This window comes from Streptomyces sp. NPDC005728, assembly GCF_040630895.1.
In the GTDB taxonomy this organism is placed as follows: domain Bacteria; phylum Actinomycetota; class Actinomycetes; order Streptomycetales; family Streptomycetaceae; genus Streptomyces.
The window spans coordinates 79230-101612 of record NZ_JBEXYL010000026.1 but is presented as its reverse complement, the minus strand read 5'-3'; the positions used below and the strand labels follow the sequence as shown (position 1 = coordinate 101612).

The following is a 22383-nucleotide window of genomic DNA, read 5'->3' as shown; positions in this document are numbered from 1 at the left end:
CCAGTTTCCGACGGGTTGGTTCAATGACAGAACCTTCAGTGTTACGGTACTTCCATGACTAGGTTCAATGAAAGAACTCTCCAGGCGGTCGATGCAGCCGCCCCGCATACCGCCCCGCGCACGGCACCCGGCACGGAAGCGCCCCGGCATCCACGGGCCACACTCGCCCTGACCAGCGCCGCGACGGCGGTCGCACTGATGACGTACACGGCCCCGGTGGTCACGCTCCCCGACACCGTGGCGGCGCTGCACACCCCCGCCTCCGCCCAGGCCTGGCTGCTGAACGGCACCCCGCTGGGCCTGGCCGCCCTCCTGCTGGTGGCCGGCAGCCTGGCCGACGACTACGGCCGGCGGCGGATCTTCCTCTACGGCACCCTGGCCCTGGGCCTGACCACCGCGCTCGGCGGACTGTCGACCTCCACCTGGCAGTTCACCCTCGCCCGCATCGCCCAGGGCGCGGCCAGCGCGGCGATCCTCGCCAGCAGCCTCGGCCTGCTGGTGGCCGCCTTCCCGAGCCCGCGGGGCCGGTTGCACGCGACGGGCGTGTGGGGAGCCTTCGTCAGCGGCGGCATCGCGGTCGGCCCGCTCGTCGCCGGGGCGCTGCCCGACTGGCGGGTGGCGTACGGCGTCCTGGGCGCGGCGGCGCTGGTCGTGGCCGGGGCGGCCGTCCGCCCCCTGACCGAGTCCCGCTCACCCCGGGGCGGCCGCCCGGACATCCTGGGCGCGCTGACCTTCGGACCGGCACTGGTGGCACTGGTCGCCGCACTCACACTGGGCCGGGACGGCTGGCTGCGGGCGCCGGTCGGGCTGCTGCTCGCGGCCGCCGTCGTGCTGCTCGCCCTGTTCACCCTGGTCGAGCGGCGCGTACGCACCCCCATGATCGACCTGGACCTGCTGCGCCACCGCCGCTTCCTGGCCTCGTCCGCGGCCGGCCTGTTCACAGGGCTCACGGTGATCGGCCTCTTCAGCTTCTTCCCCACGGTGCTGCAGCAGGCGCTCGGCCTGTCCGCGATGAACACGGCCTGGCTGTTCCTGCTCTGGTCCGGCCTGTCCTTCGCGGTGGCCCTGCAGGCGAAGCGGCTGGCGGGGCGGGTGGCCCCGCGCCTGCAACTGGCCATCGGCTTCCTGCTGCATGCCGGCGGCGCGCTGACCATGCTGGGCGCGATCGGCGCGGGCTCGTGGGCCCGGCTGCTGCCCGGCCTGGTGCTCGGCGGCATCGGCAGCGGCCTGCTCAACGCGGCGCTCCCGCTGCTCGCGGTGGAATCCGTACCGCTGGCGCGGGCGGCGATGGGCTCGGGTGCCCAGCAGACCTTCCGCTACATCGGCTCCTGCGCGGGCGTGGCCCTGACGATCGCCCTCGTGACGTCCTCCTCCGGCGGCCTCGCCCGGGGCACGGACGTGGCGATCGTGGTGTCGGCGGCGCTGGCCGTGGTGGGAGCGGCGAGCGTGCTGGCGCTGCGCGAGCGTGCGTGAGCCGGCTGGGCTGTCCTCCCCCCTCGCCCATGTCACCGAGGCCGCATCGACACCAGCTTCCCCCACACCACCATCCGGTACCGCGAGGTGAACTCGGGAGTGCAGGTGGTCAGGGTGATGTAGTAGCCGGGCTCGTCGTACCCGTAGGAGGGCCGGACGAGCGACCGCGGCACGGGCCGTACGACCCCGGAGTCCCGCGACGACGTCTGCGGCAGAACCTTGTCGACCGCGTACGTGTACGTCGCCGTCGCCGTCTCGACCTGGAGGGTGTCCTTGGGGCGGAGCCCCGGCAGGTACCGGAAGGGCTCACCGTGGGTGTTCCGGTGCCCGGCGAGCGCGAAGTTGCCCGCCTGGCCGGGCTGCTGGGTGCCGGGGTAGTGGCCGACGTACCCCTTGTTGAGCACACCCGGTTTGCTCACGCCTTCGGCGACGGGGACGCGGAGGTGCAGCCGGGGGATCGTGAGGACGGCGTACGCCTGGGAGGGGCCGGGCCGGCCGGAGACGATGACGGGGGTGGCCGACCGCTGCCGCGCACGTCCGGGAGCCGTCGCCACCGGGGATGAGGCCGACGCCGAGGGCGCAGCGCCCGAAGCCGCACCGTCCCCTCGACCGCCGCTGCCCCACTCCCGCTCCAGGGCCTCGACCTTCCGCTCGGCCCCCTGCCGAGCCTCCCGGTTGGTCCACCACAGCTGATGCACCACGAGGAGCATGAGCACGGCCCCGACGGTGACGAGCACTTCGCCCCCGCCCCACAGTCCGCGCCGCCACCTCGCCCGCCTCCGCCGATCACGGTGCTGCACGACACGCATCCGCACACCCACCTCCCAGGAGCCGCCCGCACGATAGGGCGAGTCGCCCCAACTCACCAGAGCCGTAAGGACTCCGGTGTCCACGCCGACGGACGCCTGCTTCCACGTCTGCTTCCGCGCTTGCTTCCACACCTGCTTCCTCAATGGGTTTTAGAAAGGGCTGCCAGATCCCTCGACAACCCCGTGCGTCACACCTGATGCTGCTTCCTGTTGGCATGCGGGGGGGGACGAACCGAGCCCGGTCGGGAACCGATGTTCGAGCCGCACGGAGAGGCAGAGAAGAACCCATGATCCGACGCAGAACACTGCTGGCCGCCGCGGGCGGCGGCCTCCTGGGCAGCGCCCTGGCCACGGGCACGGCCCGGGCCGACGCGACGATAGCCGTCACCCCGTCGACGACCTACGGCACCTGGGAGGGCTGGGGCACGTCCCTGGCCTGGTGGGCGAACGTCTTCGGCGGCCGGGACGACTTCGCGGACCTCTTCTTCACCACCAAGTCCACGACGTACAACGGCACGTCACTCCCCGGTCTCGGCCTGAACATCGCCCGCTACAACCTCGGCGCATGCAGTTCGAACAGCGTCGGCGGCGAGTCGATGGCGGTCTCCCCCGGCATCCCGGCCTTCAAGCAGATCGAGGGCTACTGGCAGGACTGGAACAACGAGGACCCCACGTCCTCGGCCTGGAAGTGGACAGCGGACGCGACACAGCGGGCGATGCTGCTGAAGGCGACGGCACGAGGGGCGACGACCGAGCTGTTCGCCAACTCGCCCATGTGGTGGATGTGCCTCAACCACAACCCCTCCGGCGCCTCCGACGGCGGCAACAACCTCCAGTCCTGGAACTACCGCCAGCACGCCTCGCACCTGGCGGCGGTCGCCCTCCACGCGAAGCAGAACTGGGGCGTGAACTTCGCGACGGTGGAGGCCTTCAACGAGCCGTCGTCGTCCTGGTGGACGGCGACCGGCACGCAGGAGGGCTGCCACATGGACGCGACGGTCCAGTCGGCCGTGCTCCCGTACCTGAGAAGCGAGTTGGACAAGCGAGGCCTGACGAGCACGAAGATCTCGGCCTCGGACGAGACGAGCTACGACCTCGCCCGCACGACCTGGAACTCCTTCTCCTCGACGACGAAGGGGTACGTGAACAGGGTCAACGTCCACGGCTACCAGGGCTCGGGCGGCCGCAGGGACCTCCTCTACACGGACGTGGTGACGACGTCGGGCAAGGCCCTGTGGAACTCGGAGACAGGAGACAGCGACGGTTCGGGCCTGACCCTGGCGAGCAACCTCCTCTACGACTTCCGCTGGCTGCACCCCACGGCCTGGGTCTACTGGCAGGTGATGGACCCCAGCTCGGGCTGGGCGATGATCGCGTACGACGAGAACACCCTCCAGCCGGGAGCGATCCAGACCAAGTACTACGTCATGGCGCAGTTCAGCCGCCACATCCGCCCGGGTATGACGATCCTGGACACGGGCGTGAGCTACGCGGTGGCGGCACTGGACAAGTCGGCGAAGCGCCTGGTGATCGTGGCGGCGAACACGTCGTCGTCCGCCCAGACCCTCACCTTCGACCTGTCGAGGTTCACGGCGGTGACGGGCGGCTCGGGCGGCCTGGTCCCGCGCTGGAACACGGTCACCACGGGCGGCTCGGATCTCTACACCTCCCACTCGGACACACATCTGTCCGGCAAGACCCTGGCCGTGCCCTTCGCGGCCAAGTCGGTGCAGACACTGCAGGTGGACGGGGTCACCGTGTAGCGCGGCGGCTCAGGGCCGCGGAAGAGCGTCCTGGTACCCGTTCCACGGCCGGTCGACCTTCTCGACCGTACGGGCGTCGAGCGCGACCGGCGCGGAGCTGGTGCCCAGCTTCCCGCCGGCGTGCCAGGTCCCGGTCACCGTCACCCACGTGTTGGCGGGCAGCACGGGACCGCCGTGGATCCGCACCTTCACCGACTGGGCGTCCGCCGCACAGCAGTTGAGGATGATCCGCGTCAGATCCCAGCTCCCACCCGGCCCCCCGGGCGTGACGAACCCGGTCATCCGGATGCTGCGCCCCTTGACGGACTGCGCCCGGTCCTGCCGCACCCGACTGGTGAAGTCGGAGAGGGTCATGGGCACGGGCGAGCCGGCGGGCAGCGGATCGAAGTCGCTGCGCTCGGCGACGGCTCGGGGCGGCTGCCGGGAGGCGGTGTAGGCGCCGAGCGCGGGTGGGGCGTAGAAGAGCAGGCTGAGCGCCGGGAGGAGAAGCAGCCAGGCGACACGGGGCAGGCCGGAGTGATCGTGCCCGTGCCCACCGTGCCCCTCTTCTTCTCCCTCTTCTTCCTCCTTCTTCTTCTGGGGGTCGGGCTTCTGCCTGTCGAGCACGGCACTGGCCAGACCCAGCAGGAGCAGCACCACGCCCGAGGCGACGAGGAGGGGCTGCATCCCTTCCTTGACGTACCTCAGGCACAGGTCGGTGAAGAGGGAGACGTGCAGCAGCCCGAGCCCGCAGAGCACGAGCAGGACCGCCTGAAAAACTCGCTTCACAGCAGCACCCCACCGATCAACGAGCTGCACGCGACGGCGACGACGACCGTGGCGGCGGAGAACCGTACGGCGAAGGCCCGCCCGAAGGTCCCCGCCTGAAGGGCGATGAGCTTGAGGTCGACCATGGGCCCCACCACCATGAACGCGAGCCGCGCGACCGGCGGGAACCCGGTCAGCGAGGCGGCGAGAAAGGCGTCGGCCTCGGAACACACGGCGAGCAGCACGGCGAGCCCGGCCAGAAACAGCACGGACAGCCAGGGCGCCCCGGCGAAGGTGTCGAGCACGGATCTGGGCACCGCCACATTGAAGGTGGCGGCCGCCATGGCCCCGAGCACGAGAAACCCGCCGGCATGCAGGAAGTCGTGCTGAAACCCGAGCCGGAACTCGTTCCACCGGCTGTGGCCCTCCTGGTGACCGGTGTGCCGTACAGCGGGCGCCAACCACTCGGCCCGCCCGAACCGCAGCCACAACCACCCCATGACCACAGCGGTGACCAGCGAAGCGACCAACCGGGCCAGCACCATGGCGGGGTTCCCGGGGAACGCGATGGCGGTGGCGGTGAGTACGACCGGATTGATGGCCGGCGCGGACAGCAGGAAGGCGAAGGCGGCGGCCGGGGCGACCCCACGCCCGATCAGACTGCTGGCGACCGGCACCGAGGCACACTCGCATCCGGGCAGGACGACCCCGGCGATCCCGGCGACCGGAACGGCGAGCGCGGGCCGCCGTGGCAGCACCCGGCTGAACACCCGCTCCGGCACGAACGCGTTGATCGCGCCGGACAGCGCCGTGCCGAGCAGCAGGAAGGGCAGGGCCTGCACCGTGACGGCCAGACACACGGTCCGCCACGCCTGCACGGCAGGGGCGTCCCCCCAGCGCCCGAGAAGAATGACGGCCGTACCGGGCACCACGGCCGCGCCCGCGAGGAGCAGCGGCCAGTACCGGGGCGGCGCGGACCGCGAGCCGCCGGCCTCCCGCCCGCCTGACCCTTCCCCCGCGCCGTCCGCTACGGCACCGGCCGCCGCCTGATCCCCGGCGAGCAGGGCACCCGTCTTCTCCATGCCGACTCCGCTTGTAGAGGTCCGCGTCGAAGATAACGGTCCACACCTCCCGTTCCCCCCTTTCCCACGGGCGGGCGGCCACTTCCCGACCTCCCCTTTCTCACCTCTTTCCCTCCCCTTTGCGCCTCACGTTTGTCACCGCCCGGCAGTACGGTGTCACCCATGCGCCCCGACACGCCTGCCGAGAATGTCGACCACACCGCCGAGGCGGCACGCCTGGAGCGGACCGCCGGCCTGTATCCCGAGGACGCCGAGGCCCTGCTCCTGCGCGCCGCGGCCCACCTGGAACTCTCCGGCGACCGCCCAGCCGCGACGACGCTCTACGACCGCCTGCTGTCCGATCTCGCTTCGCTGGACGACCCCCACCTGGTCCGCGCCCTGAAGGCGTCGAACCTCTGGGAGTACGACCACGAGGCGGAGGCGAGGGCGATCATCGACGGCATCCGCACGTCGGCTCCCCGCGACCCGGCCCCCTGGGTGATCGTGGCCGAGGCCCTGGAGTCGCACGACGAACTGGAGGCGGCGGAGGAGACGTTCACGGAGGCGGCGCGCCTGCTCCTGACGGACACGTCCGAGCCCCCGTACGCCACCCACCCCCTCCTCTACGGCCGCCACCGCGTCCGCCGCATGCTGGGCCTGGACCACGACGACTGGGACACCCTGGCCGACACCCTCCACCCGTCCCCGGTCTCCCTGGACGAACTCCACGACCCGAAGCGCGTGTGGTCCCTGGGCTCGGACAACCCGGCGGAACTGGAGGCCGAGATCTCCCGCCTCCGCGCCGAACTGGGCGCCTACCGGGAGGCCCTGTCCCGCCCGTTCCCGGTGGCGGTACTGCACTGGCCGGCGGGGGAGCTGACGGAGCTGGTGGGTGCGTACCCCTCCCTGGACGCGGAGTACCCCTCCCACTCCGAGCACCTCACGACCATAGAGTCCTCCTTGCGCGAACTGTCCACCTCGGGCACCCCGAACCTCGGCATCGTCACGGGCACGGTCCCGTCGTACGAGGCGTTCGCGGCCTCGGAGGGCTCATCACCGGCGGACGTGACACTGCTGCCGCAGTATGCGACGACGCTGGCGGCTCGGGGGAGGGCTGTGGTCTGGCCGCCGCAGAGGGGGGCGGGGTGCTGGTGTGGATCAGCACGGGACTACGGAGGGTGCCACGGGGCCGAGTAGGAGACTCGACCTCGAACCCAGACCTTCACCTAGCGCCCCGGCCTCATCCCTGGCTGGGGCTGCTCTTTCCCTGCCACCAGTCCCGGTGATAGCGCACATACTCCTCGTGCACCCTGTGCTTTCCATGCCTTTTAAGCATCGCTCGTACGTTGTCGCCGAACATGCCGGCACGCACAATGATCGACCAGTCTTCGTCGATGACGATGGCACCAATATCAAGGCGAACATGACAGTTCGGGCAGAGGCAGAGGATGTTCCTCTCAACATCAGGCCCGTTATGCGGACTACCTAGTGGCCTTATGTGAGCGCCTTCGCTGTAGGGCTTCTCATCCGGCCCCACCAAGCGCATCCCGCATATTTGACACTCATGCTCGTAGAGCTCTTTGATACGTCGTGCCGCAGCAGCATCGCGGACGATCCTCTGAACAGAAGTGGTGCGTGACGTGGGGAACTTGAGCAGTTCTTCCTGCTGCACCAGCACCGAAGCGATCTGGCGCTCGGCAGCAGTCAACTCCTGCTCAGGATCTGACAGCCGCTCCAGATCAAACTGGCATATGTGAAGGGGAGAACCATCAGGAGCCGGTGTTTTGGAGGGGGTCATCCGAGACGCAGTGATCCGATACAGGCCATCGTACCGATAGTGCTCGGACAATGAATAGCGCCGGTCACCCTTAGGGCCGCGAATGATCCTTATAGCATGACCTCGATCGAAGCTAAGCTTGAGCGCAGCGTTATCTCGGTACTCCCAAGACTGGCTCCGCAACAGCCTCTTACCGTCCTTGCTCTTCTCATTGTCCGGAGAGGCACCGGTGTACTTGATCCGAATCCAATCGTCTTCGTCGTCTTCGTAGCCGCCGTTCAAGACGATCGCGTCTGCAACGTAACTGCCGTCGGTATCCTTCAGCCGCGAGATGCCCCGCATGGTGTCGCCGTGCAGGTTGGCCCGCTTCACATCTGTCCTGAGCGGGAAAACCGCGCCAGGGGCTATGCCGTCAATGTGACCAATGACTCGCTCTCCCATCGCTCCATAGTGGCGCAGGTTGATCACTCATGTCACACCTAATGCACGAAGTTGGCTGATCGCGGACGTTGCCAGTCCATCCAGCGTTCGGCGAGGGAGGGCTTGCCCTGCATCGGTACCCTGCCCCCATGATTCGCGCAGTGGTCTTCGACGTAGGTGAGTGCCTCGTGGACGAGACCCGGGAGTACGGGACCTGGGCCGACTGGTTGGGGGTGCCGAGGCACACGTTCCACGCGATGTTCGGAGCTGTCATCGCGCAGGGCCGGGACTACCGAGAGGTCTTCCAGCAGTTCCGGCCCGGGTTCGACCTCTACGCGGAGCGGGAGAAGCGGGCCGATGCGGGACAGGCGGAGACCTTCGGCGAAGAGGATCTGTACACAGACGTACGGCCCGCCTTTGCCGAGTTGCGGGCCGACGGGCTGTGGCTCGGTATCGCTGGGAACCAGACCGTGCGGGCCGGGCGGATCCTGCGTGAGTTGTTCTCAGACGGCGTCGACCTGATCGGTACGTCAGACGACTGGGGGGCCAGCAAGCCCGACCTTGAGTTCTTCAAGAGGGTTGCCGAGGCCGTGCCGTTCGACGTAGGCGAGATCCTTTACGTCGGCGATAGGTGCGACAACGACGTCCGTCCCGCGCGTCTGGCCGGCATGCAGACGGCGCTGGTGCATCGCGGGCCCTGGGCCACGATTCAGTGGAACACCGATGAGGCCAGGGAGCTACCGACCTTCCGAGCCGAGAGCCTGTTGGACCTGCCGAAGCTGATCCGCCAGCTCAACGGCCCAACGCACTGAGAGTCGTAGCCCAGTCGTACAGGCGGTCATCGAGATCGCGGACACAGCGCTCATGTTGGTGGGGCGTGAGCGCACGGCGGACCTCGCGCACCCGGTCCATGCCGGTGGCGTACCAGGTGATCGCCAACTGGTCGAGAGCCTGTGCGGCGTACCCGCACGCTGGCTCCGGATCGCCTGAGGCCGCCTCGACAGCTGCCAGGTCGCCGTAGACCACCGAGCGCTGTTTGTCCTCGGCAGGTGTCATCGAGGCCAAGGCGTGGAGCAAGCTCTCGCGGGCCTGCGGGAGGTGGCCCGCGATCATCTGGGTGTTGCCTTTGAAGGCTGCCAGACGGGCCGGGGAGAACCAGTCCATCCACTCCGGCGAGGCGTTGTCATTGCCGGCCGCCAACACGTCCTCGGCGTGACCGATCAGGTTCAGTGCTGTGCGGGTGTTCCCGCACCTGGTTTCACACTCGGCCTCCACGGCGTCGAGCCAAGCGAGGAATTCGGCGGACGCAGGGGCACGGCGGGCGTACGTGCGGGCCGCTGTCATGCGCTCCAGAGCTCCGTCGCGGTCCGCCGCCCAGCCCGGAACGAAGGCCATGTGCGCGATGATCGCCGATCCAAGCAACGAGTCGTCGGCTTCCCCAGCGGCTTGCAGAGCAACGAGGAGGGTGTTGTTGGCCCTGCTTGGTTCGCGGAGGTCAAAGAACTCGATCCGACCTGCCAGGAGGTAGGTCTCGGCGAGAGCGGCGGCCACTGTGCGACGAGTCGAGTCCCTCGTCTCCGGCAGCAGGGCACAGCCCAGGGTCGCGTGGGCGACAACCGCGGGGTGCAACTGGGTCGGCGTGACAGACCAGTAGAGGCGACGGTGAGAGCCGGTCACTGCCTGGAAGTCAGTCCCGGCCGTAGAGGGTTGTGGTGCTGCCCCAGCTCGCCTAGGCAGGGCAGCAAGGCCCAGGGGCGCTGCGCCATCGGCGTCCAGGATGCGTCGCAAGCGGCCGGGCTGTTGCAAGCCCTCCGAACCCCACGGGGGCGTGAATCCAAGCGCTTCCATGCCCTGGCCCAGCAAGTGGACGAGCACACGCTGACAGTCTGGCTGGGGCCACGGAGGACTGTCCGACTCCCATCGCCGGACCTGCCGAACCCCGATCGACAGCCCGCGCATGCCCATGTCCTTGGCGTGCTGAGTGAGGGCATCGGCCAGATCTTGCTGCGAGTTGAACCCGGCGGCTACGCGAGCAGCCTTGAGTCGGACATTGCCGGTAGGCCTGGGCACTTGGACACCTCCTGCTGCTAGCTGGTCCAACAGTCCCACATGGAGTCCCTTGTTGAGCTGCCTTTACCCCAGAAGGGGCAAGCAAGGCCCTTCTTGAGTCCCTTCTGAGGCCCTTCCAAGTCCTCGAATATGCTCATCGATTCGAGAACGCTGTGTGTCGTACCTGATTGGAACCTAGACAGGAGGCAGGCGTGGATACACAGGAGGCGCTGGACAGGGCGATTGCGGCGTGGCTCGCCCGAGCTCATCCTGCGCCGGAGCGGGCACGGGCGGAGTGGGCCATCCAGGGCGTCGCACTCCTGCCTCTCGGCGACCGGTTTGCCGCAGTACGTATGACGGCTGACGTGGTTCATGCCGCGGTGGCTTCGTGCGACCCCGACCAGATCGCGGTCTGTCTCGGCGAGACGCTGGGCGGTTCGGTCATCTACGACCGCCGCGTCTCGGGTGGGACGTACTACGCCCTGATTCAAGGGCACGCCGGCCTGGTCTGGGCATACGACGACGTCGCCACGTGCCTCGGGCACGGCACCTACCTCGGCGTGCCACGGCTCGACCAGCAACAGCCACCCGGCACGTACTGGGTGATTCCGCCTCGCTACGAGGGCGACCTGTGTGCCCCGCGATCGATCATCCCTCTGGTCGAGTTGGGCCGGTCTCGACTGGCCGCCCAGGCCGAAGCCTGATTCCCGCGGCATGCTTGGCCGGGAGAGGCCAACGCGACAGGGACCACCGTAGGGCCGGCACTGCGCTCTCCGAACCGTGCAAACCCTGCCCTGAATTGTCCGACGAAGGACGCCGCGTGGTTCGGCACGCGGCGACGTGCCGCGTGCCGAACCACCTGACAAGCCCTACTCGTTGACGCAGACGTTCCCGAACGACGGGTTGAGAAGGCCGATAATGCTGATGGTGTTGCCGCACACGTTGGTGGGCGCGTGTACGGGCACTTGGACCACGTTGCCGCTCAGGATGCCGGGAGAGTGCACAGCGGCGCCCTGGGCCCCGGCGTCGGCGGCTGCGGCGCCTGCGCAGCCGAGTACTGCGGTCGCAGCGAGAGCGGCGGCAGCCAGGGTGACACGTCCACGCATGGTGTTCTCCTTCGTGTGGAGGGCGATCGCTCGATAGATCTCCCGGCGCTCGGCGGAAAAACGCCGTTCCAGGCGCAGCCCGGAGAAACCACTCGTTCAGTTGGAAGTGCGGCCAACTCGGCCACGGACAGGGGCTAGTCCGGGCTGGACCTCGTCGTTCCTGATCGTGCGCCACAGATCCGACAGTTCTTCCGCCACCCCTGGTGCCGCCAGCAGCAACGGCTTGTCGTACGCAGGAAATTGCGGCAGCGCCACCGCCCCCGCCTCCGTCGCGATCAAGTAGGCCGGGAGGCCGTCCACCGCGTGGAATTCGCCGATGGCGGCGGCGGTGGCCCGGCCTGCGGCCACCTGGGCCAGGGAGAGTGCCGTCGAGCCCATGACCCTGGTCGTGCAGTGGCGGTGCGACAGAGCCACCAAGAGAGAGTCCAGGCCCGGCCAGTGGGCGTGGGCCGCCCATTCCGTCAGGAAGAGGTGGCCCGTGAGGGTGGTGTGGGTGGCCGCCCGGACGGGGGCGCCGTTCAGGTGGGCGCCTCTTCCTCGGATCGCCGTGAAGGTCTCACCTCGCCAGGGGTCGGCCACCAGGCCGAGCAAGGGGGTGCCGTCGGGGGCCGCCAGGCCCAGGGAGAAGGAGCACCAGCCGAGGCCGTGGGCGTAGTTCGTGGTGCCGTCGACCGGGTCCACGACCCAGTACGGGGCGTTCGGGGTGGCCGGCTCGTCGGTGCCGTACTCCTCACCCTCGATGCCGTGGGTCGGGAAGGCCGCCCGCAGGACCGAGCGGACGTGTGTCTCGATCGCCTCGTCCGTCTGCGTGACGATGTCCGCGGGGCTCGCCTTCTCCCGTACGTCGTCGTCCGTGGCGCCGGTGGTGCCGTTCCGTGGGCGGCGGATCGCCTCTGACGCCCAGGCCGCCAGTTCGGTCGCGACCGTCAGGGCTCGATCGAGGTCCAGGTCGAGGTCCGGTTCCGGGTCCGGTTCCGGGCCCTCGTTCAGATCCTGGTTCAGGTCCGGTTCCGGGTCCGGTTGCGGGCCCTCGTTCTGATCCTGGTTCAGGTGCGGATCGTGGGCCGGGTCGTGGCCGTTCACGGAGGTCACCGCCGGTCTGCTCGGGGACGGTCCTGAGGAAGGATGCCACGGGCCCACAGAGGTCGTCCGACCTGTCCAGGTCGGGGCCGCACCTGCGGCCGACCCCGTCTTTGTCCCAGGCGATGCCGGGGGTGGGGTCCTAGTCCTACGAGATCATGAAACGGCGTGTCGCCGTCCACTTTGAGGTATTTTCACATAATTTTCATGACTGCGAGACGTCGGTTCGTGACAGATCGCATCCACCTTCAATCCAGTGGAGATGACATGCACAAGCTTCACAAGGCTGCCGTCCTGGTCGCCGCCCTCGGCAGCGTCGGGCTCCTGTCGACCGGTACCGCCTACGCCGGCGACGACGGGGGCAGCCACGTCCTGCAGAGCTCCAACTGCAAGTCCCACGACCTGAACCTCGACGTCCTCGGCGAGGTCGGCCTCATCAACGGCGCGCTGGGCAACGCGCTCAACGGCGAGGGCGACCCGGGCGCGCAGAACACGCACATCGGCTCGACCATGGGCTGCAGCAACAAGGCCTGGTAAGAGGCCGGTTCAGCATCCCTTGACGGCGGACAGCGCGGCAGGCCAGGCGTCCGGTGGGGCCAATCGGCTTGCCCACCGCCGGCATGGGACACGCGTGGTGACCTCACGCGCGCACGGGTATGGGGCACGAAGGACCCGTATGCGTGCGTGAGGTTGCCACGCACCCGCAACCATCATCGTCACGGCGCAGTACAGCCCCATGGTTAGGCTCTGCGCAGATCTTGACGGGCGAGTGGAAACGGGGGGCGCCATGGGGGCGACTGTCACGGCTGTGAGCAGTAATGGGGAGTACTCCTTCACCAAGCCGAACCGGGAGAGCATCACGCTGCTCACCGGGCTGGGGGTCGAGGGGGACGTGCATGCCGGGGTGACCGTCAAGCACCGGTTTCGGGTCGCCCAGGATCCGACTCAGCCCAATCTGCGGCAGGTTCACCTCATCCACGAGGAGCTCTTCGAGGACGTCGCGGAGAGCGGGTTCCGGGTGGGGGCCGGGGACCTCGGCGAGAACATCACCACCCGCGGGATCGACCTGCTGGGACTGCCCACCGGGGCCCTGTTGCGGATCGGGGACGACGCCATCGTCGAGGTGACCGGGCTGCGCAATCCCTGTGCTCAGATCGACACCTTCCAGCGAGGGCTGCTGAAGGAGGTCGTGGCGCGCGGGGACGACGGGCGCGTCCTGTACAGGACCGGGGTCATGGGTGTCGTGAAGGCGGGGGGCGTGGTGCGGGCCGGTGATCTCATCGCCGTGGAACTGCCCGAGACGCCTCATCGGCCGCTCGAGCGGGTCTGAGAAGCGGGGAGCCTTCTGCCACCTGTCATCCCGGGACAGAAACTTGACAAGCATCGACTCATGTTCGGGGAGTCCCATCGCCTGCCCGTTAGCCTCGGGCGAAGACCGAAGGAACAGAAAAAGGCAGCAGAAAAAGGCATACGAGGAGGCAGACATGGCGAAGGTTCCCAGCTCGGTGATCGCCGCGGGTGGGCTCGTCGGCGGTTACGCCGTCGCCCGCTGGACCAAGAAGCGCCAGCTCGGCGGGGCCGTCCTGGCCGTCGCGGGTGCCGCCGCCGCGCAGCAGTGGCGCAAGCAGGTCGGCGGGAAGGCCGCCGGTGCGCTGACCGTCGCCTACATCGCCGCGTTCGCCGGGTCCCATCCGCTGGCGAAGAAGGTCGGCGCCTGGCCGTCCGTCTTCGGTGTCGCCGGCACTGTGGCCCTGGCCTCCTGGGCCGTCGCCGACCGTCAGAGTTGATCAACAGAGCCGCCCAACGGGCCGTCACCGGCCGCCGGGACCGACCGGCCACGAGCCGGACCGACCGGCCACGGGCCGCCGGGACCAGCCAGGGATGACCGGCAAAGCCCCCGGGCCCTCGCCACCGCCAGAGCTGACCAGCAAAGCCTCCCCGGGCCGCCGGGCCCTCGCCACCGCCGGACACTGAGCCGACCCGCCCGGACACTGAGCCGACCCGGCCGGCCCCCTACGACGCCCTCCCGGCCCCCTCCCCCGTAGACCGGAACGACCTCCGATACGCCTGCGGACTCGTCCCCACCACCCGGCGGAACCGTTCCCTGAACGCCGTCGGGGAGCCGAAGCCCGCCTGGGCCGCGATCCGCTCCACCGGGTACGGCGTCGTCTCCAGCAGGTACTGCGCCCGCCGCACCCGCGCCCGGTGCAGCCACTGCAGCGGTGTCGTACCGGTCTGCTCGCGGAAGCGGCGGTTGAGGGTGCGGCTGCTCATGCGGGCCTGCGCCGCGATCTCGTCCAGGGTGAGGTCGCGGTCGCAGTGGTCCTCCAGCCAGGCCAGGAGAGGTTCGAGGGTCCCGCCGGCAGGGGCCGGGGGCAGGTCGTGGACGATGAACTGAGCCTGTCCGCCCTCCCGTTCCAGCGGCATCACGGACATCCGGGCCGCGTGCGCGGCGACCGCCGAACCGTGGTCCTTGCGGATCATGTGCAGGCACATGTCCATGGCCGCGGCCGCGCCCGCCGAGGTGAGGAACTGGCCGTTGTCGACGTAGAGGACGTTCGGGTCGACGGTGACCTTCGGGTACATCGCCGCGAGATCCGCTGCCGCGATCCAGTGCGTCGTCGCCCGCCAACCGTCGAGCAGCCCGGTCGCCGCGAAGACGAACGCGCCCACGCAGATCGACGCGATGCGCGTCCCGTTCGCTGCCGCCGCGCACACCGCCTCCGCGACGCCCGGCGGCAGCGGCACGGTCGGGTCCGCGACGCCCGGCAGGATGATCGTGTCCGCGTCCGCGAGCGCCTCCAGGCCGTGCGGCGCCCGCACCTCGAAGACGCCCGCGCCCGCGCTCACCTCCCCGGGCGGGGAGCAGACCCGCACCCGGTAGGCGGGCCGCCCGTCCGGCAGCCGGGCCCAGCCGAAGGTGTCGATCGGGACGGACAGATCGAACGGGATCACCTGGTCCAGCGCCAGGACGGCGACAGTATGCATGGCAAGAACCTAGCCATGCGACGGAATGGCGCCAACCGCGTGCCAACCGCGTGATGACCGCACACCCACCCCACACCAACCGAGCCTCACCATCCTCGCGGCCCCTGGCACCCGCTAAGAGACCGGCTGGCGAGAATCCGTCACCTCCTGGCAATCCCGCCACTACTCCAAGATCCCCCGCTCGCCTAGCGTCCCCCCGTGACCAAGTTTCTCCTCGCCGTCCATGTCCTCGCCGCGATCGTCGCCATCGGGCCCGTCACCGTCGCCGCCAGCATGTTCCCGCCCGCCGCCCGCCGCGCGCTGGCCGCCCCGGACGACACCCGGGCCGCCGAGACGGTGCAGCTGCTGCACCGGATCTGCAAGGTCTACGCCGTCGCCGGGGTCGTCGTCCCGGTCTTCGGGTTCGCCACCGCGAGCACCATGGGCGTGCTGGGCAGCGCGTGGCTGATCGTGTCGATCGCGCTGACAGTGCTGGCCGCGCTCGTGCTCGCCGCGCTGGTGCTGCCGGCCCAGACCGCGCTGGTGGAGGGCGACGGCACGCGCGAGAAGACCGTACGGCTGGCCATGTTCACCGGGGTGTTCAACCTGCTGTGGGCGGCCGTGACGATCCTGATGATCGTGCGGCCGGGGTCGACCACCGGAGCCTGAACTTTCTGTTATCGGCGGCTTCCCTCGCACGTCTCCGGGGCATGCACGTGACCTCTCAGATCAGCCGCCGGAGCCTCGTCAAGGCCGCGGCACTCACGTCCGCGGCCACCGCCCTCGGTGCGACGGCCACCGCGCTCGGTACGACATCCGCCGCCGCCGACACCGCCTACGCGCACCCCGGCCTGCTGCACACCCGTACCGACCTCGCCCGCATGGCCGCCAAGGTCAAGGCGGGTGCTGCGCCCTGGGCCGCCGGGTACGCGAAGCTCACCGCCAACCGGCACGCGCAGAGCGGCTGGCAGCCCGACCCGCAGACCACCGTGTACCGGGGCGCGGGCAGCCCGCAGAACTACGGGATCCTCTACAACGACCTGCACGCCGCCTACCAGAACGCCCTGCGCCACCACGTCAGCGGGGAAAACGCGTACGCCGACACGGCCGTGGCGATCCTCAACGCCTGGTCGCACAAGCTCACCTCCCTCGCCGGGTCCGCCGACCGCTTCCTCGCGGCGGGCCTGTACGGCTACCAGTTCGCCAACGCCGCCGAACTCGTCCGCGACCACCCCGACTTCGACCTGACCGCTGCCAAGAAGGTTCTCCTGAACGTCTTCTCCGCGCCCAGCGAGTCCTTCCTCACCCGGCACAACGACGCCGTCGTCACCAACTACTGGCCCAACTGGGACCTGTGCGCCCTCGCCTGCGTCCTGGCCACCGGCATCTTCTGCGACGACCGCAGCCGGGTCGACCAGGCCGTCGCGTACTTCAAGCACGGCGCCGGACTCGGCTCCGTCCGCCACGCCATCCCGGTCGTGCACGACAGCGGGCTCGCCGAGTGGCTGGAGGCCGGCCGCGACCAGGGCCACTCCCTGCTCGGCGTGGGCCTCATGGGCACCGTCTGCGAGATGGCCTGGAACCAGGGCATCGACCTTTACGGCTACGACGACAACCGCTTCCTCAAGGGCGCCCAGTACGTGGCGAAGTGGAGCCTCGGGGAATCCGTCCCCTACACCCCGAACACCCGCAGGAAGGGCGCCGTCGGCGGCTGGTCCGGCAGCGAGACGGCCACCGCCGCGGCCGCCGTCGACCCGGCCATGGCCCGCCCGGTCTGGGCGATGATCGCCAACCACTACACCAAGCGCCGCGGCCTGTCCGCCACCTACCTCACCCGCATCGCCGCCAAGTCCGCACCCGAGGGCGGCGGCGGGGACTACGGCCCCAACAGCGGTGGCTACGACCAGCTCGGCTTCGGGACCCTGGCCTTCACCCGCGACCGGACGCCCCGCTCCGAGACCTCGGCCGCCCCCAGCCCCGCGACCTCCGCCGCCGCCGCCGGATCCGGTTCCGGTTCCGGCTCCGACCCGCGCCCGCAGACCCGGTCGTCCGGCAAGCCCGCCCACGACCTCGCCGCGACCGGCACCGCCGACGTCCTCGGCTGGACCGCCGCGGCGGGCGTCGGCGCCGTGGCCGGAGGCCTGCTGCTGCTCCGGCGGCGCGTCCGGCGCCCGGCGCGGTGACCTACAGCTCCGCCTGCCCCGCCCCCTTCAGCGCGCCCAGGTCGAAGACCTCGCCCATCTTGCGGAAGCCCAGGTCACTGGGGTGCAGATGGTCACCTGAGTCGTACTCGGGACGCAGCCGGCGGGGGTCGTACGGGTCCTTGAGGGACGCGTCGAAGTCGACCACCGCGTCGTACACCCGGCCGGCCCGGATCTCGGCGTTGATCTGCCGGCGCACCGTCTCCCGGGCCGGGGTGAAGCCGCGGTGGCCCTTGAAGGGCAGGAGGGTGGCGCCGACGACCTTCAGACCGCGGGCGTGGGCCTGGCGGACCAGGGTGCGCAGGCCGTCGGCGATCCGGTTCGGGTCGGCGCGGTCCGGGTTGCGCAGGATGTCGTTGACGCCGAGGTCGATGACGACGACCTTGACGTTCGTGCGGGAGAGCACGTCCCGGCCGAAACGGCCCAGGCCGCTCTGGTTCTCGACCGGGCGGCCGAGGCCGTCGGCGAGGACCTGGTTGCCGCTGATGCCCTCGTTGACGACGCCGTACCGGGGCAGCGCGTCGCCGCTCCCGACGGCCGTGCGCAGGCGGCCGGCGAGGATGTCGGGCCAGCGGCGGTTGGCGCCGACGGTGGACGTTATGCCGTCGGTGATGGAGTCGCCGAACACGACGGCCGTGCCCGTGGCCTCGTTGCTCAGAACGTCGAGCGCCGTCAGATAGCGCCAGTACGGGGTCTGTTCGGTGTACGGGGTGCCGGTCGCGTCCTCGGTGCGGTCGCCCCGGGCGGCGTAGGACACCTGGCGTGCGTACGGGTGGTACGTCACCGGGCCGGAGGGAGTGGGCGAGTACGTCGTGACCAGGACGTCCGTGTCGTGCGGGACGGTCAGCCGTACGGCGTCGCTGACGATCTGGCCGCCCGGCGGGATGACGACGCGGGTGCTGCCGTTGAACGTGAGACGGCGCATCGTTTCCGCGTCGGCCGCGGCGGTTCCGTCGCCCGTCGAGAGGGCGAGGGAGGCGTGCGTGAGGGTCAGCGGGGACTGGCCGTAGAGGTTCGACAGCGTGATGCGGGCACTCGTACCCCCGGTGCTCGCGTGCACCACGTTGCGCACCGAACGGCCGGCCAGGCCCTCGGTCCCGGTGTCCGGCTCACCGCCCACGGGCGACGTGGCCCAGGCGCCGACCCAGGTGCCGGTCGAGGCGGGTGCGACAGAGGCGTCGCGGTGCGGGCGGCTGTCGGCGAAGGTGCCGCCAGACGTGCCGTCGTCGGCCGCCACGGTGACGTAGATGACGGCGGACACGGCCAGGACCAGCGCGACGAGCGCAGTCAGTACGGCACGGTGCTTCGCAGGGGCCGCAGTTGTCGGCTGCTCCGCAGCAGGCCCCGCGCCCCCGTCACGGGACTTGGTCACGTTGGTGTTGTTCTCCCCCGGAAACGGGAGCCCGAGGCTCCGATCTGATGAGCCCATCATCCGGCATGGGCTCGGGAGACCTGACAGGACCCTGCCCAAAAAACCGTCCGGACAGACGCCGGGAACTCCTGATCCGCTTCGGGAGTCGGTCAGGAAGGGACAATTGTGTGCGGGTGTGTGCGGGATCACCGAACGGGTGGAGCTGATGGAACCTACGGAGACGGAAACACCGAGCCGGACGACGTCGTACCGGACCATGACCGCCTTCACCCCGGCCGACGAAGAACGCCGGCGCGGGGTGCGGCGCATGAAACTGACGGCCACCGGAATGCTGCTGCTCGTGGCCGTCATCTACGTGCTCGCCACCTGGGCCTCGCACGAGGGCGCGGGCAACTGGGCCCGCTACGTGGCCGCCGCCGCCGAGGCCGGCATGGTCGGCGCCCTCGCCGACTGGTTCGCGGTCACCGCCCTCTTCCGGCACCCGCTCGGCCTGCCCATCCCGCACACCGCGATCATCCCGACCAAGAAGGACCAGCTCGGCGTCTCCCTCGGCGAGTTCGTCGGCGAGAACTTCCTCTCCCAGGACGTCGTACGCCAGCGCCTGCGCACCGTCGGCATCGGCAGCCGGCTCGGCGCCTGGCTCGCCGAACCCGAACACGCGGACCGGGTGACGGCGGAACTGGCCACCGCGCTCAGAGGCGCCTTGACCGTGCTGCGCGACTCCGACGTGCAGGCGGTCGTCGCAGAGGCCGTCACCCGGCGCGCCAACGCCCAGGAGATCGCGCCCGGCATCGGCAAGATGCTGGAGAAGATCGTCGCCGACGGCGGCCACAAGCGCGTGGTCGACCTGGTGGTGGCCCGCGCCCACGACTGGCTCGTGCTGCACCGCGGCGACGTGATGGTCGCCGTCGAGGGCGGCGCACCCGGCTGGACGCCCCGCTTCGTGGACAAGAAGGTCGGCGAACGCGTCTACAAGGAGCTGCTGCGCTTCGTCACCGAGATGCGCGACATGCCCTCCCACCCCGCACGCGGCGCCCTCGACCGCTTCCTCACCGACTTCGCCTCCGACCTCCAGTCCGACACGGACACCCGCGCGCGGGTCGAACGGCTCAAGGGCGAGGTGCTGGGCCGCGGCGAGGTCCAGGACCTGATCGCGTCCGCCTGGACCGCCGTACGATCCATGATCGTCGCAGCGGCCGAGGACGAGCGCAGCGAGCTGCGGCTGCGGGTACGGGCCGCACTGCTGTCCCTCGGTGCGCGAATGGCGAGCGAACCGAAGGTGCAGGAGAAGGTCGACAGCTGGGTCGAGGGCGCGGCCGTGCACGTCGTGACCACCTACCGCAAGGAGATCACCTCCCTCATCACCGACACCGTCGCCGGCTGGGACGCCGAGCACACCACCCGCAAGATCGAGGCCCACATCGGCCGCGACCTGCAGTTCATCCGCATCAACGGCACGGTGGTCGGCTCACTGGCAGGATTGCTGATCTACGTGATCTCGCGAGGGCTCGGGGCCTGATTCCAGGCCCCTCCAGGGATACTGACCCCCATGACCCGCTTGATCCTCGCCACCCGCAACGCCGGAAAGATCACCGAACTGAGGGCCATCCTCGCCGAGGCCGGACTCCCCCACGAGCTGATCGGCGCCGACGCCTACCCCGACATCCCCGACGTCAAGGAAACGGGCGTGACGTTCGCGGAGAACGCCCTGCTGAAGGCCCACGCCCTGGCCCAGGCCACCGGCCTCCCCGCCGTCGCCGACGACTCCGGCCTCTGCGTCGACGTCCTGAACGGCGCCCCCGGCATCTTCTCCGCCCGCTGGGCCGGCCGTCACGGCGACGACAAGGCCAACCTGGACCTGCTCCTGGCCCAGCTCTCCGACATCGCGGAGGAACACCGGGGCGCCCACTTCGCGTGCGCGGCGGCGCTCGCCCTGCCGGACGGCACGGAGAGGGTGGTCGAGGGGCAGCTGCGGGGTGCACTGCGGCACGCACCCGCCGGCACGAACGGCTTCGGCTACGACCCGATCCTGCAGCCGGACGGCGAGACGCGGACGTGCGCGGAGCTGAGCCCCGAGGAGAAGAACGCCATCAGCCATCGGGGGAAGGCGTTCCGAGCGTTGGTGCCGGTCGTGCGGGAGTTGTTGGGCTGACTTCACGAAAGAGCCCCGCACCTACGATCCAAAGGTGCGGGGCTCCGATTACCTGTGCGCCCGGTCGGATTTGAACCGACAACACCAGGCTTCTAAGGCCTGTCTCTCTGCCGTTGGAGTACGAGCGCCAGCCGGGATCTACCCTACTGGGCGAGAGTATGCCGTCGCCGCCCACCTCGGCACCAGGTGCTGGTGATCGCGTGGCAATTGGGGCACAGCAGCCGCAGGTTCTCCCGCCGATTGTCCCGCCAGTCCCCGTTGACGTGGTCGATCTCCAGCGTCATGGGCTTCCCGAACCACTCGGAGCCGACACCGCACCTGGCGCACTCCTCGGGTACGCCGACTTCGAACAGCGCACGCCGCAGGCGTTTCGTTGCGATCCGGTGAACGCCGTCGTGCCGCACCAGCACGTCCTCCGGCCGCTTGGCGTTCGTTCCAGGCTTCCCTCGCTGATGCGCCTGCCCCAGAAAGTGGGTCGTGGCGAGGTGGTCGGCAGCGATCCACTTGCGAACGTTCGCGCGCTGTGCGCCGTTGTTGGCGCGGCCCAGACAGCGCAGCACTTCTGCAATGGAGTTCGAATCTCTGACCGCCGCCCGCAGCACATCCGGTGAGGGGCGTGCTTGCCTGCCACTGGGCGGAAAGTGAGAGATGTCGATGCCGAAGTGGGCGAATCGCTTCACGAGATAGCCGCGGAGGTATCCATACGGCCGGGTGCCGAAGAAGGCGATGACCTCGTCGATGTTGGAGCACTGCTCGGCTGCCTGCGAGTCCCCTCCGCTCCGGCCACGCGTTCGCAGCCCGTGCGGAGTAACGAACCGGTTATCGGACAGTCACGCCCGGAACGCGAAACGGCTCGCACCGGGGTACCCCAGTACGAGCCGTCGGCGGCAGAAGCGGGTCCTCAGATCCCCAGGTCCTTGATGATCTTTGCTACGTGGCCTGTCGCGCGGACGTTGTACAGGGCCCGGTCGACCTTGCCCTCCTCGTCCACGACGATCGTGGAGCGGATGACGCCCATGTAGGTCTTGCCGTAGTTCTTCTTCTCGCCGAAGGCGCCGTAGGCGTCGAGGACCTTCTTGTCGGGGTCGGCGAGGAGGGTGATCTTCAGGGATTCCTGTTCGCGGAACTTGGCCAGCTTCTCCGGCTTGTCGGGGGAGATGCCGATGACGTCGTAGCCGGCGCCGGCCAGGAGGGACAGGTTGTCCGTGAAGTCGCAGGCCTGCTTGGTGCAGCCGGGGGTCAGGGCCGCGGGGTAGAAGTAGACGATGACCTTGCGGCCCTTGTGGTCCGACAAGGACACCTCGTTGCCGTCGGCGTCGGGGAGGGTGAAGGCGGGGGCCACGTCGCCGGGCTGGAGTCGCTCGCTCATCGGTCCAGCGTAACGGGGGGCGTTGCGGTGCGGTGGA

The 22383-nt window shown here is 69.6% G+C and carries 23 protein-coding genes and 1 tRNA gene; 12 read left to right on the top strand and 12 right to left on the bottom strand.

The features are described 5' to 3' along the window. The first annotated feature begins 54 nt into the window (after window positions 1-54). Window positions 55-1473 (top strand): MFS transporter, encoded by a 1419-nt coding sequence (locus tag ABZ471_RS19695; protein WP_359068037.1) that lies wholly within the window; start codon window positions 55-57, stop codon window positions 1471-1473. Between the two features lie 32 nt (window positions 1474-1505). On the opposite strand, the gene ABZ471_RS19690 is transcribed toward ABZ471_RS19695, so the two are convergent. Next, window positions 1506-2288, bottom strand: a complete 783-nt coding sequence (locus tag ABZ471_RS19690; protein WP_359068053.1) for a class E sortase — start codon at window positions 2286-2288, stop codon at window positions 1506-1508. Window positions 2289-2569: 281 nt separating this feature from the next. Between ABZ471_RS19690 and ABZ471_RS19685 the strand changes: the two genes are divergently transcribed. Beyond that, on the top strand, window positions 2570-4045 hold the full coding sequence (locus ABZ471_RS19685; protein ID WP_359068036.1) for a glycoside hydrolase: 1476 nt from the start codon (window positions 2570-2572) through the stop codon (window positions 4043-4045). 9 nt (window positions 4046-4054) lie between these two features. Here the strand turns inward: ABZ471_RS19685 and ABZ471_RS19680 are convergent, their stop codons facing one another. Then, complete coding sequence (locus tag ABZ471_RS19680; RefSeq protein WP_359068035.1) at window positions 4055-4813, bottom strand: TIGR03943 family protein; 759 nt, start codon at window positions 4811-4813, stop codon at window positions 4055-4057. After that, a complete protein-coding gene (locus ABZ471_RS19675; protein ID WP_359068034.1) occupies window positions 4810-5874 on the bottom strand; it encodes a permease in 1065 nt (354 codons plus the stop codon). Before ABZ471_RS19675 ends, ABZ471_RS19680 begins: the two co-directional genes overlap by 4 nt. 162 nt (window positions 5875-6036) lie before the next feature. Here ABZ471_RS19675 and ABZ471_RS19670 point away from each other — a divergent pair, with 162 nt between their 5' ends. Next, entirely contained in the window at window positions 6037-7050 is a 1014-nt protein-coding gene (locus ABZ471_RS19670) for a hypothetical protein (protein ID WP_359068033.1), read from the top strand. Between the two features lie 43 nt (window positions 7051-7093). Here ABZ471_RS19670 and ABZ471_RS19665 read toward each other — a convergent pair whose 3' ends face one another. Then, on the bottom strand, window positions 7094-8098 hold the full coding sequence (locus tag ABZ471_RS19665; protein ID WP_359068032.1) for a YDG/SRA domain-containing protein: 1005 nt from the start codon (window positions 8096-8098) through the stop codon (window positions 7094-7096). A gap of 101 nt (window positions 8099-8199) precedes the next feature. Between ABZ471_RS19665 and ABZ471_RS19660 the strand changes: the two genes are divergently transcribed. Next, the gene (locus ABZ471_RS19660; protein WP_359068031.1) at window positions 8200-8862 is read left to right on the top strand and encodes an HAD family hydrolase; all 663 of its coding nucleotides are present in this window, start codon (window positions 8200-8202) and stop codon (window positions 8860-8862) included. Here ABZ471_RS19660 and ABZ471_RS19655 read toward each other — a convergent pair. Continuing rightward, a complete protein-coding gene (locus ABZ471_RS19655) occupies window positions 8843-10120 on the bottom strand; it encodes a transcriptional regulator (protein WP_359068030.1) in 1278 nt (425 codons plus the stop codon). The two genes, ABZ471_RS19660 and ABZ471_RS19655, sit on opposite strands and share 20 nt — an antisense overlap. A gap of 344 nt (window positions 10121-10464) precedes the next feature. On the opposite strand from ABZ471_RS19655, the gene ABZ471_RS19650 reads away from it, so the two are divergent. Then, window positions 10465-10803, top strand: coding sequence for a hypothetical protein (locus ABZ471_RS19650; RefSeq protein ID WP_359068029.1), 339 nt, complete (start codon window positions 10465-10467; stop codon window positions 10801-10803). A gap of 165 nt (window positions 10804-10968) precedes the next feature. Here the strand turns inward: ABZ471_RS19650 and ABZ471_RS19645 are convergent, their stop codons facing one another. Then, window positions 10969-11205: a chaplin gene (locus ABZ471_RS19645; protein ID WP_359068028.1), complete on the bottom strand. Its 237-nt coding sequence runs from the start codon at window positions 11203-11205 to the stop codon at window positions 10969-10971. A gap of 96 nt (window positions 11206-11301) precedes the next feature. After that, entirely contained in the window at window positions 11302-12195 is an 894-nt protein-coding gene (locus tag ABZ471_RS19640; protein ID WP_359068052.1) for an inositol monophosphatase, read from the bottom strand. 357 nt (window positions 12196-12552) lie between these two features. On the opposite strand from ABZ471_RS19640, the gene ABZ471_RS19635 reads away from it, so the two are divergent. The 3 genes from ABZ471_RS19635 (at window position 12553) to ABZ471_RS19625 (ending at window position 14072) form a co-directional block, all read left to right on the top strand. Then, on the top strand, window positions 12553-12822 hold the full coding sequence (locus ABZ471_RS19635) for a hypothetical protein (protein ID WP_359068027.1): 270 nt from the start codon (window positions 12553-12555) through the stop codon (window positions 12820-12822). 250 nt (window positions 12823-13072) lie between these two features. Continuing rightward, a complete protein-coding gene (locus ABZ471_RS19630) occupies window positions 13073-13615 on the top strand; it encodes an MOSC domain-containing protein (RefSeq protein WP_359068026.1) in 543 nt (180 codons plus the stop codon). A gap of 154 nt (window positions 13616-13769) precedes the next feature. After that, on the top strand, window positions 13770-14072 hold the full coding sequence (locus ABZ471_RS19625; RefSeq protein ID WP_359068025.1) for a hypothetical protein: 303 nt from the start codon (window positions 13770-13772) through the stop codon (window positions 14070-14072). Window positions 14073-14298: 226 nt separating this feature from the next. On the opposite strand, the gene ABZ471_RS19620 is transcribed toward ABZ471_RS19625, so the two are convergent. Then, window positions 14299-15273 (bottom strand): helix-turn-helix domain-containing protein, encoded by a 975-nt coding sequence (locus ABZ471_RS19620; protein WP_359068024.1) that lies wholly within the window; start codon window positions 15271-15273, stop codon window positions 14299-14301. Window positions 15274-15471: 198 nt separating this feature from the next. Between ABZ471_RS19620 and ABZ471_RS19615 the strand changes: the two genes are divergently transcribed. Then, complete coding sequence (locus tag ABZ471_RS19615) at window positions 15472-15921, top strand: hypothetical protein (RefSeq protein ID WP_359068023.1); 450 nt, start codon at window positions 15472-15474, stop codon at window positions 15919-15921. 41 nt (window positions 15922-15962) lie between these two features. Continuing rightward, window positions 15963-17435, top strand: a complete 1473-nt coding sequence (locus ABZ471_RS19610) for an alginate lyase family protein (RefSeq protein WP_359068022.1) — start codon at window positions 15963-15965, stop codon at window positions 17433-17435. A 1-nt stretch (window position 17436) separates the two neighbouring features. Here ABZ471_RS19610 and ABZ471_RS19605 read toward each other — a convergent pair whose 3' ends face one another. Continuing rightward, window positions 17437-18825, bottom strand: a complete 1389-nt coding sequence (locus tag ABZ471_RS19605) for an SGNH/GDSL hydrolase family protein (RefSeq protein ID WP_359068021.1) — start codon at window positions 18823-18825, stop codon at window positions 17437-17439. Window positions 18826-19030: 205 nt separating this feature from the next. Between ABZ471_RS19605 and ABZ471_RS19600 the strand changes: the two genes are divergently transcribed. Next, the gene (locus tag ABZ471_RS19600; RefSeq protein WP_359068020.1) at window positions 19031-20344 is read left to right on the top strand and encodes a DUF445 domain-containing protein; all 1314 of its coding nucleotides are present in this window, start codon (window positions 19031-19033) and stop codon (window positions 20342-20344) included. 30 nt (window positions 20345-20374) lie between these two features. Beyond that, a complete protein-coding gene (gene rdgB / locus ABZ471_RS19595; protein ID WP_359068019.1) occupies window positions 20375-20977 on the top strand; it encodes an RdgB/HAM1 family non-canonical purine NTP pyrophosphatase in 603 nt (200 codons plus the stop codon). Between the two features lie 55 nt (window positions 20978-21032). On the opposite strand, the gene ABZ471_RS19590 is transcribed toward rdgB, so the two are convergent. The 3 genes from ABZ471_RS19590 to bcp form a co-directional block, all read right to left on the bottom strand. Continuing rightward, a tRNA-Leu gene (locus ABZ471_RS19590) sits at window positions 21033-21105 on the bottom strand. Between the two features lie 15 nt (window positions 21106-21120). Then, the gene (locus tag ABZ471_RS19585; protein WP_359068051.1) at window positions 21121-21774 is read right to left on the bottom strand and encodes an HNH endonuclease signature motif containing protein; all 654 of its coding nucleotides are present in this window, start codon (window positions 21772-21774) and stop codon (window positions 21121-21123) included. Window positions 21775-21878: 104 nt separating this feature from the next. Then, complete coding sequence (gene bcp, locus ABZ471_RS19580) at window positions 21879-22346, bottom strand: thioredoxin-dependent thiol peroxidase (RefSeq protein WP_359068018.1); 468 nt, start codon at window positions 22344-22346, stop codon at window positions 21879-21881. Window positions 22347-22383 lie beyond the last annotated feature (37 nt).